Raw genomic sequence first — 18,088 nt, forward strand, 5'->3', positions numbered from 1 at the left:
GGATTCAATTGATAAAACAGGAAGAGAGCTATACCAGCCAGTGCAGCCCGTTATCGCCAGACGTATCGAAAAGATATGCAGAAGCATCAAACCGAAAAGAACGGGGTATGTATATAACTGACGGAGTAAGATACAATGCAGATGCGGTAGGTGCGTTTAATATCCTGCGGAAATATCTTTCCGTATCCGGAAAACAGAAGAAACTGTCCGTAACCGGACTAAAAAAGCCAGAAATAATAAAAGTAGCTGCATAGCCGGAAGGCAAGCAGTATTGGTGTCATGGACGCACCCTGAAAAAGGCGGTATCCCGCCAGATTTCAGATGCTCTGGTAACTAAGTTGCCGAGTAGTTCACTAGTGACTGTTGCTTCTGAATCAGAAACGGTTTAATCAGCAGACGCTAGATACAAAATGCTGCATAAAGGGGCACGATTTTTTTATTATCTTCCAGTCCAAAGTTCTTGGTGGAAAGTTTGATGGCATATTCAGGTTTGTAAGTATTCATATAGATTCTTAAACTTTTGGCTCTGGTGTTATCGGCAGATTTAACCTCAATCGGGATGAGCTGGCCGTTACGTTGGATAACAAAGTCAACTTCTGCGCCACGTTCAGATTCCCAGTAATAGGTGTTATAGCCATTAATGGTAAGTTGTACATTGGCATAATTTTCTGCCATACCGCCTTTAAAATCGTTAATTTCATCCACCATATAAAGAATATCAGTGGCAGTTAAATCTTTTTTTGCACAGAGAAGCCCTAAATCTGAGACATAAATCTTGAATGAATCAATATCGCGATAGTTTTCCAAAGGTTTTTTGATTTGTTCTGTTTTGTAAACTTGTGACACGATGCCGGATAAACAAAGCCATTCAATGGCATTTTCAAATTCTGAAGCTCGTCCCCCTTTTTTGATCAGCTTATATTGGAAACGGGTATTCTTTTTGGAAAGCTGAACAGTGATGTTGTCATAGACAAGTCGGGTTTTCTTGATTTCATTTAAGTTATTATACTTACTCATATCGTTAAGATAACTTGCAAGTATTGTATCCTGTGTGTGCCGGACAAGAATGTAATCAGTTGTCTGGGCGAACTGCATCACACATTCTGGCATACCGCCAACAACAAGATACTGGCGGTAGAGTTCAATTGCCATATCATGCAGGGCAGAGGGTAACGGTGTATTGGTGTTGAAACATTTTTGAATCCGCTTCACCAGATCTTTCTGACCGAGAGCCAACATAAATTCCTCCATATCCATAGGATAAAGAGTTTTTATATCAACCTTTCCTACAGGAAAAGAGAACTTAGTCCTGTTGACTGCCACGCCCAGTAAACTGCCAGCCACGATAATGTGATAATCAGGAGCATTTTCGCAAAAATATTTGAGAGAAGTCAATGCTCTTTCGCAGAGTTGAACTTCATCGAATACAATCAATGTTTTTTCTTTTACAATGGTCTGGTTTGCAATATGAGATAGAATGGGTATCAGATAATCAGGACTAATATTTTCGTCAAATGTTTCGTTCAATTTCGGATTTGTTTCAAAATTGAAATATGCCACATTTTCATAGTGGGTACGTCCAAATTCGAGAATGGAGTAAGTTTTTCCAACCTGCCTTGCACCTTGTAAAATAAGAGGCTTGCGATATTGGCTTTTTTTCCAGGATTCTAAGAAATTTGTGATTTTTCTGTACATGATCAGCCCTCCCAGTTTAATTGTATCAAATATATCATATCAGATATTCGTGTGAAAATCAATAAAATAAAAAGCTAAAATAGCACCATAATACACGAATAACAATCAAAAAAATGCGTTAAATGACATGAAAGATAGAATCGATGCACATAGATATGATATTGCTTTTTGGAAGGGACCATAAAAATTATTAAAACCATTATTAAAACCTTATTAAAACATGTTGACAAGTATATTTGTCAATGTTATATTGAATGACAAGAAAAGTTGTCAAAATGACAAAAATACAAGTCATGTATAGAAGACAACAAAAGAAAAGAAAAAGAAAAGACCAACAAAAGAAAAGGAACAAAAGAAAAGGAACAAAAGAAAAGGAACAAAAGAAAAGGAACAAAAGAAAGGGAAGGGAGGAACATGAATGCCGTTGGTGAATCACCTGAAGGAACAAAGAGCCAGGCTTGGAATCAATCAGGCACAGATGGGGAAGCTTGCAGGAGTATCCCGACAGACCATCAGCCTGATCGAAAGAGGCGACTATTCCCCATCGGTAACACTTGCCCTGAAGCTGGCACAGATCTGTCAGGTTCAGGTGGAGGATATATTCAGCTATTTGGAGGATGAAGATGAAGAAGGATAAAGTAAATAAAAGAAAGATGAATACCTATTTGAAATATGGGCTGATCATGCTGGCGGCAATGATCTTCGGAGGTTTTCTTGGCGGTGGGATGAGCTATCTGAATCATGGGGCGCCATTGGGACAGACCATCCAGGATGCAGCACAGATGCTTGTTTTGGGGATTCGTGAAAGGATGTTTTTCATCCTTCTGATCCTGTTTGTTGCTTGTATTATCTGGAATGAATGGGCACTGCATCAGATGAAAGCAATCGAACAGCGGCTGGAAGCCGTAGAGGAAGAGGATGAGAATGACCGGTTGGAGTATGACCTGGATCGGATCTATGGCATTACCAATATTGTACATAATATTTTTATGATCCTGGACATTCTGATTTTAAGCACCAGCTATTCCGCTCATTATATTGATACAGTGGAAGACTGGCAGGCATATTTTTGGTTAGCAGGGATGGTAGTTTTTGTAATTACTTTTTTATATATTGGTATTGGCCAGATCAGGGTAATTAAGCGTATCCAGAGGATTTATCCTCAGAAGAAGGGGGATCCGGCATCAAGGAAGTTTGCCCGGCAATGGCTGGAGAGCTGTGACGAGGCCGAAAAGGAAGCAATTTACCAGGGTAGCTACAAGGCCTATATGTGTATTATCAGGCTGCTTCCCATCCTGACAGCGTTGGCGATGGTATTCCAGATGATCTGGAATACAGGGATCATGGCAATCGTAATGCTGGCAATTGTCTGGATGGTGGTGAGCATCACCTACTGTAAAGGTTGTATGATGAAAAAGGGAGAGAAGCTTCGATAAGCGGCAATCATGGGTATTAACCATAAATATATTGTAGGAAGGAAAAAGGAATGAAAAAGAAAAATAAAAAGAAATGGCTGTCTACGTTTGTAGGTGGATTGCTTGGATTTGCTGTGGGTGCAGCAGGCGGTCTTCTAATGGTTAAGATAGCGGATAAAACCGACAGTATTAGAAATGGGGGCATGTGGACATTTGTGCTGAATATTTTGATCATGCTGGGGGCAATTTATGCCAGTATGTTTTTACATATTCTGGTGCATGAAGGAGGTCATCTTGCATTTGGCCTGCTCACCGGATATAAGTTTAGTTCTTTCAGGATCGGGAGCAGGATCCTGTTAAAAACAGAGCAGGGATTTCAATGGAAGAAGCTGCATATCCCAGGGACAGCCGGGCAGTGCCTGCTGGATCCACCGGAGCTGATCAATGGGAAAATGCCGTATGTGTTGTACAATTTGGGCGGTGTTTTGATGAATTTTCTGGTGTCCCTGATCTGTTTTGTGATCGGTCTGGCACTTTGGAAGCCGCATCCATATGCAGCAGAATGCCTCCTGATCATTGCCTTAATGGGGTGCGCTTTTATACTTTTGAATGGGATTCCAGCAGTTATGGGGGGAATGCCCAATGATGGCTATAATGCCTGGACGATCCGAAAGTTTCCAGGGGCTTTGCGTGCCTTCAGAATCCAGATGCAGATCAACCAGGAGGTTTCCAGAGGCAGAAGGCTGAAAGAACTGCCGGAGGAATGGTTTCAGATGCCGTCAGATGAAGATATGCAAAATCCTTTGTCTGCTGCAATTGGGGTTTTTGTATGCAACAGGCTGATGGATGAACATAGATTTGAAGAAGCAGATCAGCAGATAGAAAAGTTGCTGCACACTGAAAACGGGATCATTGACCTGCACAGAAAGCTGTTGGCTTGTGATGGGATCCTGTGTCAGCTGTTAGGAGAGAGAAATGAAGGAGTTCTGGATGGACTTCTGGATAAAGAACAGCTGAAGTTTATGAAAGCTTTTGGGAAAAGCCTTCTGTCTGTGACACGCACCCAGTATGGACTTGCGCTTTTGAAGGACCAGGACACGGAAAAGGGAGAGGAGCTTCGGAAGAGGTTTGAAAAACAGGCAAAAGTATATCCATATGAATCCGATATTCAGTCTGAAAGAGAACTGATGGATCAGATAGATATAAGCTTCAAAGAGCAAACAGGGCAGACGATCGGCCCGGAAAAGGAGATTATGTATGAAACTGGAAGTAAGAGATCTTAGAAAAAGCTTTGGCGGAAATGAAGTGCTGCATGGAATTTCTTTTTCTGTGGAAAGCGGAAATGCACTGGGGCTGCTGGGAAGGAACGGAGCCGGGAAAACAACCACTATCCGTATTCTTATGAACGTATTTAAGGGAAATGCAGGATCAGTTCTGCTGGATGGCAAGTCCTTCGACCCGGCAAAGCACCAGATTGGATATATGCCAGAGGAGAGAGGATTATACCCAAAGAAAACCGTTAGTGAACAGCTGATATATCTTGGAATGCTTCGTGGCCTAAGCGCAAAGAAAGCCAAGGAAAATATGAAAAAATGGCTGGCTAAAATGGAGGTGTCAGAGTATGAGAACCGGAAGCTGGAAACTCTTTCAAAAGGAAATCAGCAGAAGGTACAGCTGGCGCAGACCCTGATCACAGATCCAAAGATCATTATCCTGGATGAACCTTTTTCAGGGTTGGATCCGGTAAATTCCCAGATCCTGAAAGATGTGATCAGTGAACAGATCCAGCAGGGAAAGCTGGTGATCTTTTCCAGCCATCAGATGAGTTATGTAGAGGAATTCTGCCAGCAGATCGCCATCCTGAATCATGGGGATGTGGTTTTGTCCGGAGAATTGAAGGAGATCAAAAGGGAGTTTGGGCGGGACCGCCTGGTGGTATCCAGTCTTGAAGAAACACCAGAGGAACTGGCACACAGGTTACGTGATACTTTTGCCGATCTTCTTGAAGTAGAAAAGGTACAGAAGGATCGTCTGATCATCAGGAAAAAAGCTTCAGATGCAAAGCTTAAGATCCTGGAAAGGCTTGTAGAGCAAGATGTGGATCTGGAATTTTTCGGCATGTATGAGCCGTCTTTGAATGACATTTTTGTGGAGAAAGCAGGTGACGAGGCATGAAAAAATTTTGGACTATATTAAGGTTTGAGCTAAACAATTACTTTAAAAGTAAAGGTTTTCTGACTGTCACGGTACTTCTTACCCTGGTGCTTATGGGTGTGATCATTGTTCCAACTATGGTTCCGGGGCTTTTGGGAGACGATAAAGTTTCTGAAAGCAGCACCGATTCAGGTGAACAGGCAGATACACTGGGTATTTGTGTGAAGACAGATCAGATTACAGACGTAGACAGCCTGCTTTCAGGTATGTGGGCGAATTGGGAAACATATCAGGATGAGAGCAGCCTGAAAAAGGCTGTAAAGGACCAGGATGTTCAGGCTGGTTTTATCCTGAACAGTCTTTCAGATGTTTCCTATGTGGTAAATAATAAGGAACTGTATGACAGCTATCAGGATGCCTTTGTCAGCACACTGGAGGCTTATGAGACACAGCAGTATCTGATGGCAAAAGGACTTTCAGAGGAAGAAATTGTATCTGCTGAAAACATAAATATAAACGTTACTACAGATATTTTGGGAAAAGACAGTGCATCCAATTACGGATATACTTATATCCTGGTGTTCCTTGTATATTTCCTGATCATTTTTTATGGACAGATGATCGCAACATCCGTTACCTCCGAAAAAAGCAACCGTGCTATTGAGATCCTGGTAACAAGTGTAGATTCTAACAGTTTGATCTTTGGCAAGGTTTTGGCAGGTGCGCTTGCTGGCCTGGTCCAGGCATTGGTGATCCTTGGTGGTTCATTTGGAGCATACGCAGCTGTTAAGGAAAAGTGGGGCGGGATCCTGGATCCTTTGTTTGATATTCCGGCCAGAGTATTTGTTGCTTATGCATTCTTTGCAATTGCAAGTTATCTGTTATACGCATTTTTGTTTGGGGCACTTGGAGCACTTGTTTCCAAGACAGAGGATATCAGCAAGGTATCCGGACCAGTGACAATGCTTTATGTGATTTCCTTCCTGGCAGCTATTTTTGGAATGAATGACTGTGACGGGCTTATGATCAAAGTAGCTTCATTTATACCATTTACCTCCGGAAATGCTATGTTCATCCGTGTGGCTATGGGTAGTGTGGCTGCTTGGGAAATCATCCTTTCCGGTGGACTTTTGGTTGCTTCCTGCGTATTGGCCGGAGTGCTGGCTGCTAAACTGTTCCGGTATGGGACCCTTCATTATGGCAATCCTCTGAAGATCACAACTGCATTAAAAAATATGAAAATGTAAGGTATATATTGCTGAAATAAGCATATCCTGATAACAGAGTCATGAAAGGGGATGCTGTAAGATCACGCAGATGTTTTAATCTGTTAAAAGATTTTACAGACATCCCTTTCATTAAAGATCTGTGGAGGAAGGAATATGTGGGGATTTCTTGCAGCACTGTTGTCAGGAGCACTTATGAGTATACAGGGGGTATTTAATACAGAAGTCACCAAACAATCCAGCCTTTGGGTATCTACCGGATGGGTGCAGCTTTCAGCATTTCTGGTATGTGTGGCAGCATGGCTTTTTTCGGGGAGAGACAGTGTATCGGTTTTGTGGCAGGTCAGTCCTAAATATATGCTTCTTGGAGGCGTGATCGGAGCATTTATTACAGTGACCGTGATCCAGAGTATGGGAGCCCTTGGTCCGGCTAAGGCAGTTATGGTGATTGTTGTATCTCAGCTGGCAGTTGCATATATGATTGAATTGTTGGGCATATTTGGTGTGGAAAAGCAGCCTTTTGAGTGGAGAAAGATTATGGGAATGCTGATCTGTGCAGCCGGAATCGTTATTTTTAAGTGGCAAAATTAAGAGATTGGTATTGTAAAAGTACAGATCTTTCGTTAAAATAAGAATGAGTAGCGGGGAGCCTGCCATGCTTTGTTATGGGAGGAGAACCGAAAATGAAAAGAAAACCTTTAGAACCGGGGAAATATTTCTGCTTTTTTTTCAGTGTGATTTTCATCAGCTGTGTACTTACAGGATGCAGCAGGAGAGATGATCTTTTCCAGGAGGGTTCCCAGGAGATGGCCGATGAAGAAGAATTTCAGATCACCGACCAGGAGACTGCAAATACACAGGTTCCTGTTTCGGAGGCAGCCATCACAGAATCTGCTGTACTTGCAGAAGTTTCTCAGGGACCGGAAGAGATTTATGTGGATGTTTCTGGTGCTGTGGTCAGTCCGGGAGTATACTGTCTGGATGCAGGCAGCCGGATATTTCAAGCTATAGAAGCAGCAGGAGGATGCACAACGGAAGCTGCCCCCGTGTGTCTGAACCAGGCAGCAGAGCTTTCAGATGGACAGAAGGTGTACGTTCCTACTGTGCAGGAAGCAGAAGATGTGGTAGCTGGAAATGGCACGGGTAGCAATGCAGGAAATTTATGGGATCTGGGTACACAGTCATCTGTAACAGGACAGACGTCACAGGGTACAGGGCAGGTATCAGAGGATACCGGTACAGGGAAGGTTAATATTAATACAGCAGACAAAGAGCTGCTGACCACACTGCCTGGTGTGGGAAGTTCCAAGGCAGATGCCATCCTTGCATATCGTCAGGATCAGGGAGGATTTTCTTCCATTGAAGAGATCATGAATGTGGAAGGGATCAAGGAAGGTGTTTTTGCCAGGATCAAAGACAGGATTTCCGTAGATTAATATCGTCTGTGTGTAGTTGAGAATGGATGGCAGGCGAGAATAAGGAGAATATACATGAGCAGGAAAGTATTGGTAGTAGATGATGAAAAGCTGATCGTCAAGGGTATCCGCTTCAGCCTGGAACAGGACGGTATGGAAGTGGACTGCGCCTATGATGGTGAGGAAGCTGTAGAGAAGGCCAAGGAAAAGAAATACGATATCATTCTTTTAGACCTGATGCTTCCAAAGATGGACGGACTTGAGGTTTGCCAGCAGATCCGGGAATTTTCAAATGTTCCGATTGTGATGCTTACAGCAAAAGGAGAGGACATGGATAAGATCCTGGGACTGGAGTATGGTGCTGATGATTACATTACAAAGCCGTTTAACATTCTTGAGGTGAAGGCCAGGATCAAAGCAATTATGCGAAGAGCAGGCAGCAATCATGAAGAAAAAGAAAAGGCAAAGACCATTGAGGTGGGAGACCTTAAGATGGACTGCGAAAGCCGCCGGGTATTTATTGCCGGCCGTGAGATCAACCTTACAGCAAAGGAATTCGATGTTCTGGAGCTTCTGGTATTTAATCCCAACAAGGTTTACAGCCGTGAGAACCTTCTGAATATTGTTTGGGGATACGAGTATCCTGGAGATGTGCGTACTGTCGATGTACATATCCGTCGTCTTAGAGAGAAGATTGAGGCAAATCCCAGTGAGCCGAAATACGTACACACCAAATGGGGTGTGGGTTATTACTTCCAGGCTTAAGCTATGATCAACAAGCCAAAGACAAGCTTTTTTAAAAGCCTGCGTTTTCGTATCCTGATCATCCTGATCATTCTGGGAATCGTGCCAAGTGTTATAGTTACACAGATTGTGATCAATACCTATGCGGATCGGGCCATTGCTCTCCGTACTGAGAATGTGAAGAATCAATGTGACATTTTGTGCAACCTGTTAATCAAAGAGAATTATATTAATGACTCCAGCTCGCAGGTAGTGAACAGCAAGCTGGAGTTGTTGTCTAATGTATATAGCGGCAGACTTTTGCTGGTTGACAGGGATTACAGGATCGTAAAGGATACGTATGGCATAGATGAAGGGAAGACATTGCTTTCATCCATGGTCATCCGTTGCTTTAAAGGGGATGAAGTCAGCTGGTATAATCGTAAGAACCGGTCGATAGAGATGGTTGTTCCGGTAAAAAGTCCTGAAGTGAAGCAGCTGCAAGGGGTACTTCTGGTAAGCGTTTCAGCCAATGAGATCGCTTCTACCATTGATGAGCTGGAGCAGAGGGAGATCCTGATCATCGGGTTCATAGTAGCACTGGCCATTTTGCTTGGTTATGTACTTTCCACTATTCTTGTAAAACCTTTTGCGAGGATCACCAAATCTATAGAAGATCTGACAGACGGATATCAGAATGATGAGATCTCCGTTCCGGATTATACAGAGACAAAGCTGATCACAGATGCATTTAACAAGATGCTGGCAAGGATGAAGATCCTGGATGAGTCCAGAAATGAATTTGTATCCAATGTGTCCCATGAGTTAAAGACACCTTTAACTTCCATGAAGGTGCTGGCTGATTCCCTTGTAGGGCAAAGCGGTGTGCCAGAAGAACTTTACCAGGAGTTTATGGGGGATATTACTGCGGAGATTGATAGGGAGAATAAGATCATCACAGATCTTCTTTCCCTTGTAAAGATGGACAAAAAGGCAGCAGATGTAAATATTTCCCATATGGATATCAATCAGTTACTGGAGGATATCCTGAAGAGGCTTCGGCCCATTGCAGACAGACGTAATATTGACCTGATCCTTGATTGCTTCAGGCCAGTAGAAGCTGATGTGGATGAAGTGAAATTCACTTTGGCAGTGACCAATCTTGTGGAAAATGGCATCAAATATAATGTGGATGACGGATGGGTAAGGGTAACGCTGGACGCAGACCATAAATATTTTTATGTGACAGTGGCAGATTCCGGCATGGGCATTCCTGAGGATAGCATTGACCGCATTTTTGAAAGGTTCTACCGTGTGGACAAGTCCCATTCCAGGGAGATTGGCGGTACAGGTCTTGGACTTGCCATTACAAGAAGTGCCATAGCCATGCATCATGGCACCATTAAGGTATTCAGCAAAGAGGGAGAAGGAACTACCTTTACCGTTCGTATCCCGTTGTCATATATTCCTTAGGAGGCACCAGATGAAAAAGTTACTTATATTGCTGCTGAGTGTGGCGCTGATTGCAGGAGTTCTTGGCGGTTGCGCTGATACAGGACAGTCTGGCCTTAAGGACAGCGGAGGCAATCAATATTATTTTTACTATACAAATCAGGAAGAAACAAAGCTGCAGAGAGAAAGTTATGTGCCTGAGAAGGAAAGTCCCCAGGATATGATCGATGAGCTGGAGCAGAAGCTGAATGACAGAGAAACCAGCGGAGATTATCAGGCGCTTTTCCCAAAAGAAGTACAGATACAGTCCTGTGTGCTGGACGATACATCCCTGCTTGTTTATTTTAATAGTGGATATACCAGTATGGGAAGTACCAGGGAGATTCTGGTACGGGCTGGAGTTGTACGAAGCTTTCTTCAGGTTCCGGGGATTTCCGGTGTGAAATTCTATGTAGGAAATACAGAGCTTACAGATTCTAAAGGAAATCCAATAGGCACCATGGATAATTCCAGTTTTGTGGAACTGCGGGGTGATGATCGGGATGCTTACCGGTATGATACTTTTACCTTGTATTTTACTGACAGCACAGGGGAAAAACTGGTTGAGGAAGAAAGAAGCGTTTATTATAAGCGAAGTCTTCCAAGGGAACGGGTGATCCTGGAGCAGCTGATCAAGGGGCCTATGGAAAAAGGACATTATCCTACTCTTCCGGAGAATACAGAGGTTATGTCTGTAACAACTTCTGATCGTGTATGTTATGTGAACTTCAGCCAGGCGTTTTCTGATGCAGCTCTTGATATTCCGGAGAAAACAATTATTTATTCTGTAGTTAATTCCGTACTGGCTGCTGTGGATGCAGACAAAGTTCAGATCAGCCTGAACGGACAGGATGATGTAAGCTTTGGAGAGAATACCTCTCTTTATAATTTCTTTGGCTGGAATACTGATTTGATCCAGGACAAAGAGTAAGGAGGAAATGGATGGCAAGACGTCCCTTATGTCTTGCGTGCCTTCTCCTGATGTTGGCGATGGCCATGGCAGATTTGCTGGGGATGCCCCTGATCAGGGGGAATCCTCTGCCGAAATCTGTTTCAGAATATTTAAAAAAGCATCCGGGGACCACCATCTGCGGGGAGGTGGAACGGTGCGCAGAAAGTGAAAATTCAAAATCAGTCTATCTTAAAGATGTCTATTTTATCTATCAATCTAAGAAAATTCCAATAAAAAATGTAAGAGTCTTTTTGAAAAATCAGGAAACATTTTCTAAAGCCAAGTCTGTGGCGAATGTCAGATCCTCTGTAAAGGGACGAAGTTCTGTGAATGCAGATAAGGGTTTGGGGGATAAGTGTGGAGTATCTGTGGATACAGATAAGGATGTCCTGTATAAAGGGATGATGGTTCGTGTAAAAGGAAGGCTGGAAGAAATCCAGGGCAAACGAAATCCTGGAGAGTTTGACAGCCGTCAGTATTATGCATGCCAGCATATCTATTATGTGATGAAGAAAGCTGTGATCAAGGAAAAATCATTCAGTTATTCTGTTTATGGACAATTTCTGGTGGATCTGCAGCAGTATCTGGGGGACATTTTGTGCCAGGCCGCAGGAGAAGAAGGAGAAGTATTAAAGGCCATTGTGCTGGGGGATAAAACCGGTTTGGAGGATGAAACAAAGCTGCGCTACCAAATGGGCGGGATACTGCATATACTGGCGATTTCGGGACTCCATATCAGTATTATCGGCATGGGCTTTTACCGGTTTTTGAAAAAATGTTATCTGGGAAACTGGACTGCCGGTATGATCGCCTTGGTTTTTATGATCCAGTATGGGATGATGACAGGAGGCAGCGTGTCTGTTATGCGGGCTGTGTGCATGTTTCTCATGGCTGCAGGGGCGAGGATTCTTGGCAGGATCTATGATCTGCCTACAGCACTGGCTGCATCTGCAGTACTGATCCTTCTGGAATCGCCGGCTTATTTGTACAGCAGCGGTTTTCTTCTTTCCTTTTCTGCAGTGTTCGGGGCAGGGATCATTTATCCTTATCTGGAAAAGAAGGCAGACAAAAGGGGAAAGAAAGAAAACAGAAAAACAGAAAATAGAAAGACGGTAAACAGAAAGGTAAAAGCAGTTTGCAAAAAGGGAACGGCCATGTTTCTGGCCTCGCTGGGAGTGCAGTTGACTATGCTTCCGGTGAGCCTTTATTTCTTTGGGGAGGTTTCTGTGGCTGGATTGATGTTGAACCTGTTAGTGATTCCGTCAGTAGCGGTGGTTCTGGTCAGTGGTCTTGCAGGAATGCTGGTGGGCTGTTTCTGGATGACAGGCGCCAAAATACTGATTTTCCCTGGAAAATTCCTGTTATGGCTTTATGAAATGCTATGTGGTGCAGCAGGCAGTCTGTCTATAGGAAATCTAAGAATTCCTGTTACCTGGGTGGCAGGCCAGCCAAAGCTGTGGCAGATCGTACTGTACTATTTGATCTTGGGAACACTCCTTTTCTTATATTCACAGAAAAGCAAATGGCGAACCGGATATAAAGAAAAATATGAAGAAATGCCACTGAGAATGATAAAAATTTCAGGAATAGTTTACTGGGCAATTCTGGCAGCAGGAGTAGTGGTCAGTCTCCTGGTGATCCGAGTCTGGCCCTCAGCCTACCTGCAGATCACTTGTCTGGATGTGGGGCAGGGAGATGGAATTGCGATCCAGACGCCGGAAGGGAAAAACTATCTGATTGATGGAGGAAGCAGCAGTAAAACCAGTACTGGCAGATATCAGATGCTTCCCTTTTTGAAGTCAAGGGGAATCAGCCGGATTGATGGGATTTTTATATCTCATGTTGATGAGGATCATATCAGCGGAGTTCGGGAAATCCTGGAATTGCAGGCACAGGGGCTGACCTCGGTATATGTAAGCAGTCTGTATCTGCCTAAATGGCAGGATCCTCCGGAAAACTGGAATAATCTGGAGAAACTGGGCAGACAGGCAGGCGTCCGGATCTATACTGTAAAGAGAGGAGATATTCTCCAGTCCGGGAAAATGAAGCTTTGTTTCCTGGCACCGGAAGATGGGGCAAAAGGAGAAAACGTAAATGAGGATGGCATGGTGATACAGCTTGAATATGCAAGATTTTCCGGCCTTTTTACAGGTGATATCGGTGAAAAAACAGAAAAAGAGCTGCTTCCATATCTGAAGGATGTGGATTTTCTGAAGGTAGGGCATCATGGATCAAAATATTCTACCAGCAGTGTTTTTTTGGAAAAGATAAAACCTGAAAATGGAGTGATTTCCTGCTCAGAAACAAATACTTATGGACACCCTTCGTCGGAAACGATCCAGCGTCTGAGAGAGCATGGATGTGAGGTGGCATATACCATGATAAGCGGTGCAGTGACTGTATACACAGATGGGAAACATGTGAAAATGGAAGGCTTTTTAAGTAGCGAGTTATAGCTGCCACTCCTTGTTTTTGCCAACAGGATATATTATAATGCTTTCAAAGGCCGGTGGTGTCCGGCATACAAAAGAGGGAAGAGGGGCGGCCATGAAGAAAACAGTTACCATATGTTTTACCAACAACAAAGGAGGAAGCGGCAAATCCACCACATGCTCCAATGTGGGAGCAGCAATGGCACGGGCAGGAAAAAAGGTACTGCTGGTGGACGGAGACATGCAGCTGAATCTGTCCCTGTCCTTTTTCTCAGAGGAAAAAGTACTGGAAATGGCAGCAGGGGAGATGAATCTATACCACGCCATTGGGGGACAGAAGGATCTGACAGATTACATTGTACATACTCCATATGAGGGGCTGGATCTGATTCCTTCTTCTACTCAGATGAGTTCCATTGAGTATGAGCTTTTTACAAAATGGCAGAGGGAATTTATCCTGAAAAAATGTTTGCAGAAGATCAAAGCAGCAGGGACTTATGATTATATCCTGATTGATGCACCACCTACACTGGGAGGCTGGGTGATGAATATTTTGTGTGCTTCAGACCGGGTGCTTGTACCGGTAGAGGCAAGCCCGTGGGGGATGTTTGGACTGGCCAATATGTTTGATTTTCTGGATGAAGTAAAGGAGATCGCACCGGAGCTTCAGGTGCTGGGGATCGTGATCACCAAGGCAGACACAAGAAAAGCATATTTTAAACAGACGCTGGAGACCTTAAAGGATATGGACGGGATCCGGCTGTTGGATTCTGTGATCCGGGTGGACAGCTCCATTGAGTGGGCACAGGATGCCAGTGCCCCGGTGGTAGAGTTTAAGAAAAGCAGCAGAAGTGCAAAAGAATATACAGAACTTGCAGAGGAGGTAATGAATCGTGTCAGTAGGTAAAGCAAGCATTCAAAGGGCAGCAGCTAAAAACACAGCTGAAGCAAAAACAACAAAAGCAGCAACAAAAACAGCAAATAAAACAGCAGCCGGGAAAACAACAGGGCGAGCTGCTGCAAAGGCAGCACCAAAGAAAGTAACACAGTCTGTGGCAACGCCTATGGATTCCCAGGAAATACAATTAAAATTTCTTTCAGGCAACAGGCCGGCAGAAGAGGGAAAGCCTGTAAAGATCGCAGAGGACCTGCCGGTTTATCTGCTCTGATAATAATTTGGGTTAATATAGCTTTTTACAATATAAACAGTCTCAGATTTTTTGAGAATCCTGTGGCATGATGTATTCAGAATATCCTGCTCTGGAAAGAGAAAAATCAAAAAAGTGATATTCAAAAAGAAAATAATTTATAGCGTTTGTCTTTTTGAAATCCTAAAATGATTTTATCAAAAAGGAGGTTCTGTTTATATGAAGAAAAGAATAATCGCAGTGGCTGCATTATTGGCCTGCTCCACACTTTTGGGAAGTGTTCATGTGTATGCAGAGGAAAATGAAAAGAATATTGTTGAAACAGCATACGGAAAAGTTCAAGGTATCAACAGTACGGATGAAACTTATGAGAATGTTGTAGAGTTTCGTGGAATTCCCTATGCAGCACCGCCGGTGGGTGATTTGCGCTGGAAAGCACCTGTAGATCCGGAAAAATGGGATGATGTACTTGTGTGCGACACTTACAAAGATATTCCTATGCAGGTATTGGGTGGAGCAGAGGTGGAACCATATAAATCGGATATTTATTACGATGGAGTTCCTGAAATGAGTGAAGACTGTCTGTATCTGAATGTAATGACAACAGAAGATTCACTTTCTTCTACAGAAAAGAAACCGGTATATGTCTGGTTCCATGGAGGTGGACTGAACAGCTGCTATACCTTTGAGCCGGAAGGAAACGGAGAAGCTTTTGCAAAGAATGGAATTGTTGTGGTAACAGTGGAACAGCGTCTTGGCGTCTTTGGGTATCTGTCATTGCCACAGCTTACTGAGGAACAGGGGCAGAGCGGAAATTATGGTCTGATGGATCAGATTAAAGCAATGGAATGGATCAAAGAGAATATAGCTAACTTTGGTGGAGACCCTGAGAATATAACTGTTGGCGGACAATCCGGCGGTACCACGAAGGCAATGGCAATGACTGCTTCTCCTAAAATGGATGTGAAAGTTGATAAATTGATCCTGGAAAGCGGCTTAAAGTACAATATGGAATTCCAGACTCAGGAAAGTGCTGAAGAAACAGGAACTGCATATCTGGGAGATCTGGGGCTTGATGAAAGTGCCACACTTGAGGATCTGAGAAACGTGGATGCTGAAAAACTGATCGACAGTACCAGCTCCAATTATCCGGGAAGCATGAATCTGGATGGTTTGTATGTCACCTATGAAAACATTCAGGATTCTATTAATGACGGAGCTTTTGATGAGGTTTCTATATTGTCCGGAACAAATCTTGGCGAGGGAAGCTATCCGAAGGTATCCACAGCAGATGATTTCTATGCTCAATATAAAGAAGCTCTTGGTGATTTGTATGACCAGTACGATTTTGAAAATCTGGTAAAAGTTGATGACAGTACAGCTGCTATGATCAGCCGTCAGTTAGGAACTTATGGTCTTGGCACAAATGTCAGCAGAAGCCTTATGGTTAATCGACTGTACGGAAAAATGATGTCAGAAAGAACAGATGGAAAAGTTGCAAACTATACATACTTATTCAGCCACGCTACACCTGAGAGCATTACAGATTTAGGAACGGACAGAGGCTGGGCTAACCAGTGGGCATGGCATACAGGTGAAATGTGGTATGCGTTTAATTCTCTGCGTGAGGGTGTTCCGGCGGTAAGACAGTGGACTGACTGGGATTATGAGCTGGCAGAAAAAATGAATCAGTATTGGTCAAACTTTATCAAAACCGGAGATCCGAATGGAGACGGACTTGCATACTGGCCAGTGGCAGATGAAAATATGGGATATATTCAGTTAGGAGACGGAATCAGTACACATGAAGATGAACTGACAGATCTGGAAAAACTGATGATGGATTATACAACCAGCTATTTCAATTTTCCTGCAGCTGAATAATAATAAACAGACTATTACTCACAAGTAAGGGCTGCCGGAAAGCAGGCAGTTCTAAAACAGGGAGGGTGTGACTTGCACTGAGTCACATCCTCCCTAAATTTGTTAATTGATGCCGCAGCTGTATTTTACGATCAGCAGTTCTACGCTTAAGGTATCCTGAAGACGTCCGGTTTTAACAGCTTCTTCTGCATCTACAAAATCAGCTACTGCCTGTTGAAGCTCATCCAGGGAATAGGACCGGGCGCAGGCAAGGATCTTCCGGACAACAAAGGCCGGGACACCAAGGCGGGAAGCCATTTCTGCCTGTGCCAGCCCTTCCTGTACAAATTGTTTTGCTAGAAAAAGCTGCCGGAACTGTTTCGCAAGAAGAAACAGGATCCGCATAGGAGGTTCCTTCAGGGTGAGCAGGTCATAATAAAGATCAAGAGCCTTTTTCTGGTTCTTATCGGCTACTGCCTGTACCATATCAAAGATCTTATTCTGGGTACGCGTCACACACACTGCCTCAATATCAGCTGCTGTAACAACATCCCTGCCGCTGGTGTAATTGATCAGCTTTTCCAGTTCCATGCGGAGATTCCCCATATCAGCTCCTGTTTTTGTGAGAAGCAGTTCCATGTCACGCTGGGTGATCTTTTTTCCTTCTTTGCCAAGAAGGCCGGCAGCCCAGCGCATCAGGGTTTTCTCATCCTGTGGGAGAAATTCACAGATCCGGCCAGCAGCTTTGACCGCCTTGTACATCCGGCTTCGTTTATCTACTTCGGACTCTGCGAATATGAGACAGAGATAATCAGGCAGGGATTTCATATAATCTGCCAGCTCGTCACATTTGTTTTTGAAAAATCCGGTATCTTCCAGAAGGATCACTCTCCGGTCAGCAAAAAAAGGCATGGTTTCGCATAAGTCGATCAATTCTTTTATTTCAATCCCTTTTCCTTCAAAACGGGTAAAATTCATGGTGTCCCCATCAGGGTTCAGTGCTTTTACCAGATTGTGCTTGTACTGCTGCTTCAGGTAGGCTTCGGTTCCGTAAAGCAGATATGCAGGTTTGAAATTGCCTGATTTAATATCTTCCTGAATATTTTTCAAAATAGTTTCTCCTACTGAAAAAGGCAGCCGCTGACGGTGCGACTGCCATATTTTCACTTATAAGCTTATAACTAAAAATAAAATTCTCTATTAACCGATGCTATTAACGGCTTTTGTTAAACGGGAAACTTTTCTAGCGCAGTTGTTCTTGTGGTAAACACCTTTGGATGTTGCTTTGCTGATAGTAGCAATAGCCTCTGTAAGTGCTGCCTCTGCTGCTGCTTTGTCCTTCTGTGCGACTGCTGCATCTACCTTTCTGATGGAAGTCTTAACAGCAGATTTGATGGATTTGTTTCTCGCAGCTTTAGTTCTTGTAACTAAAATTCTTTTCTTTGCGGATTTAATGTTAGCCAATTCGTACACCTCCAATTCCTAGATAATCGTGAAAATATTTTCTTTCATAGAAACAGACACGGGCGCCTCTATGAAACATGCTTATATAGTTTAGTATATTTACCATGGAA

The 18,088-nt window shown here is 43.5% G+C and carries 17 protein-coding genes and 1 pseudogene; 15 read left to right on the forward strand and 3 right to left on the reverse strand.

From position 1 onward, the window contains the following. A pseudogene (locus G5B11_RS06135) lies at positions 1-254 on the forward strand (RNA-guided endonuclease InsQ/TnpB family protein); the annotation flags it as partial. Between the two features lie 145 nt (positions 255-399). Here G5B11_RS06135 and G5B11_RS06140 read toward each other — a convergent pair. Next, positions 400-1,695 (reverse strand): ATP-binding protein, encoded by a 1,296-nt coding sequence (locus G5B11_RS06140; protein WP_173727237.1) that lies wholly within the window; start codon positions 1,693-1,695, stop codon positions 400-402. 418 nt (positions 1,696-2,113) lie between these two features. Between G5B11_RS06140 and G5B11_RS06145 the strand changes: the two genes are divergently transcribed. The 14 genes from G5B11_RS06145 to G5B11_RS06210 all read left to right on the forward strand — a co-directional run bounded on the left by G5B11_RS06145 (position 2,114) and on the right by G5B11_RS06210 (position 16,535). Beyond that, a complete protein-coding gene (locus tag G5B11_RS06145) occupies positions 2,114-2,332 on the forward strand; it encodes a helix-turn-helix transcriptional regulator (RefSeq protein ID WP_173727238.1) in 219 nt (72 codons plus the stop codon). Continuing rightward, entirely contained in the window at positions 2,319-3,131 is an 813-nt protein-coding gene (locus G5B11_RS06150) for a DUF3169 family protein (RefSeq protein WP_173727239.1), read from the forward strand. The genes G5B11_RS06145 and G5B11_RS06150 overlap by 14 nt, the downstream gene beginning before the upstream one ends. Positions 3,132-3,181: 50 nt before the next feature. After that, complete coding sequence (locus tag G5B11_RS06155) at positions 3,182-4,393, forward strand: site-2 protease family protein (protein ID WP_173727240.1); 1,212 nt, start codon at positions 3,182-3,184, stop codon at positions 4,391-4,393. Then, positions 4,368-5,285 (forward strand): ABC transporter ATP-binding protein, encoded by a 918-nt coding sequence (locus G5B11_RS06160; RefSeq protein ID WP_173727241.1) that lies wholly within the window; start codon positions 4,368-4,370, stop codon positions 5,283-5,285. The genes G5B11_RS06155 and G5B11_RS06160 overlap by 26 nt, the downstream gene beginning before the upstream one ends. Next, the gene (locus G5B11_RS06165) at positions 5,282-6,511 is read left to right on the forward strand and encodes an ABC transporter permease (RefSeq protein WP_173727242.1); all 1,230 of its coding nucleotides are present in this window, start codon (positions 5,282-5,284) and stop codon (positions 6,509-6,511) included. The genes G5B11_RS06160 and G5B11_RS06165 overlap by 4 nt, the downstream gene beginning before the upstream one ends. A 135-nt stretch (positions 6,512-6,646) precedes the next feature. Continuing rightward, positions 6,647-7,081: a DMT family transporter gene (locus G5B11_RS06170; protein ID WP_173727243.1), complete on the forward strand. Its 435-nt coding sequence runs from the start codon at positions 6,647-6,649 to the stop codon at positions 7,079-7,081. Between the two features lie 92 nt (positions 7,082-7,173). Then, the gene (locus G5B11_RS06175; RefSeq protein WP_173727244.1) at positions 7,174-7,926 is read left to right on the forward strand and encodes a ComEA family DNA-binding protein; all 753 of its coding nucleotides are present in this window, start codon (positions 7,174-7,176) and stop codon (positions 7,924-7,926) included. A gap of 54 nt (positions 7,927-7,980) precedes the next feature. Next, positions 7,981-8,670, forward strand: a complete 690-nt coding sequence (locus G5B11_RS06180; protein ID WP_173727245.1) for a response regulator transcription factor — start codon at positions 7,981-7,983, stop codon at positions 8,668-8,670. Positions 8,671-8,673: 3 nt separating this feature from the next. Beyond that, positions 8,674-10,101, forward strand: coding sequence for a sensor histidine kinase (locus G5B11_RS06185; protein ID WP_158421386.1), 1,428 nt, complete (start codon positions 8,674-8,676; stop codon positions 10,099-10,101). Between the two features lie 10 nt (positions 10,102-10,111). Further along, on the forward strand, positions 10,112-11,050 hold the full coding sequence (locus G5B11_RS06190; RefSeq protein ID WP_173727246.1) for a GerMN domain-containing protein: 939 nt from the start codon (positions 10,112-10,114) through the stop codon (positions 11,048-11,050). An 11-nt stretch (positions 11,051-11,061) separates the two neighbouring features. Further along, positions 11,062-13,527, forward strand: a complete 2,466-nt coding sequence (locus G5B11_RS06195; RefSeq protein ID WP_173727247.1) for a DNA internalization-related competence protein ComEC/Rec2 — start codon at positions 11,062-11,064, stop codon at positions 13,525-13,527. Between the two features lie 91 nt (positions 13,528-13,618). Next, positions 13,619-14,410: a ParA family protein gene (locus G5B11_RS06200; RefSeq protein WP_173727248.1), complete on the forward strand. Its 792-nt coding sequence runs from the start codon at positions 13,619-13,621 to the stop codon at positions 14,408-14,410. Then, positions 14,397-14,672 carry a hypothetical protein gene (locus G5B11_RS06205; RefSeq protein WP_173727249.1) on the forward strand — a complete coding sequence of 92 codons (276 nt, stop codon included), beginning with the start codon at positions 14,397-14,399 and terminating at the stop codon, positions 14,670-14,672. The genes G5B11_RS06200 and G5B11_RS06205 overlap by 14 nt, the downstream gene beginning before the upstream one ends. A gap of 198 nt (positions 14,673-14,870) precedes the next feature. Continuing rightward, entirely contained in the window at positions 14,871-16,535 is a 1,665-nt protein-coding gene (locus tag G5B11_RS06210) for a carboxylesterase/lipase family protein (RefSeq protein ID WP_158421391.1), read from the forward strand. 102 nt (positions 16,536-16,637) lie between these two features. Here G5B11_RS06210 and holA read toward each other — a convergent pair whose 3' ends face one another. Together holA and rpsT are read right to left on the reverse strand one after the other, a co-directional pair. Next, positions 16,638-17,624, reverse strand: a complete 987-nt coding sequence (gene holA / locus G5B11_RS06215) for a DNA polymerase III subunit delta (RefSeq protein WP_173727250.1) — start codon at positions 17,622-17,624, stop codon at positions 16,638-16,640. 90 nt (positions 17,625-17,714) lie between these two features. Further along, positions 17,715-17,978 carry a 30S ribosomal protein S20 gene (gene rpsT / locus G5B11_RS06220; RefSeq protein ID WP_330382905.1) on the reverse strand — a complete coding sequence of 88 codons (264 nt, stop codon included), beginning with the start codon at positions 17,976-17,978 and terminating at the stop codon, positions 17,715-17,717. Positions 17,979-18,088: the final 110 nt, after the last annotated feature.

Origin of the sequence: Blautia glucerasea (genome assembly GCF_013304385.1) — a bacterium.
GTDB lineage: Bacteria > Bacillota > Clostridia > Lachnospirales > Lachnospiraceae > Blautia_A > Blautia_A ammoniilytica.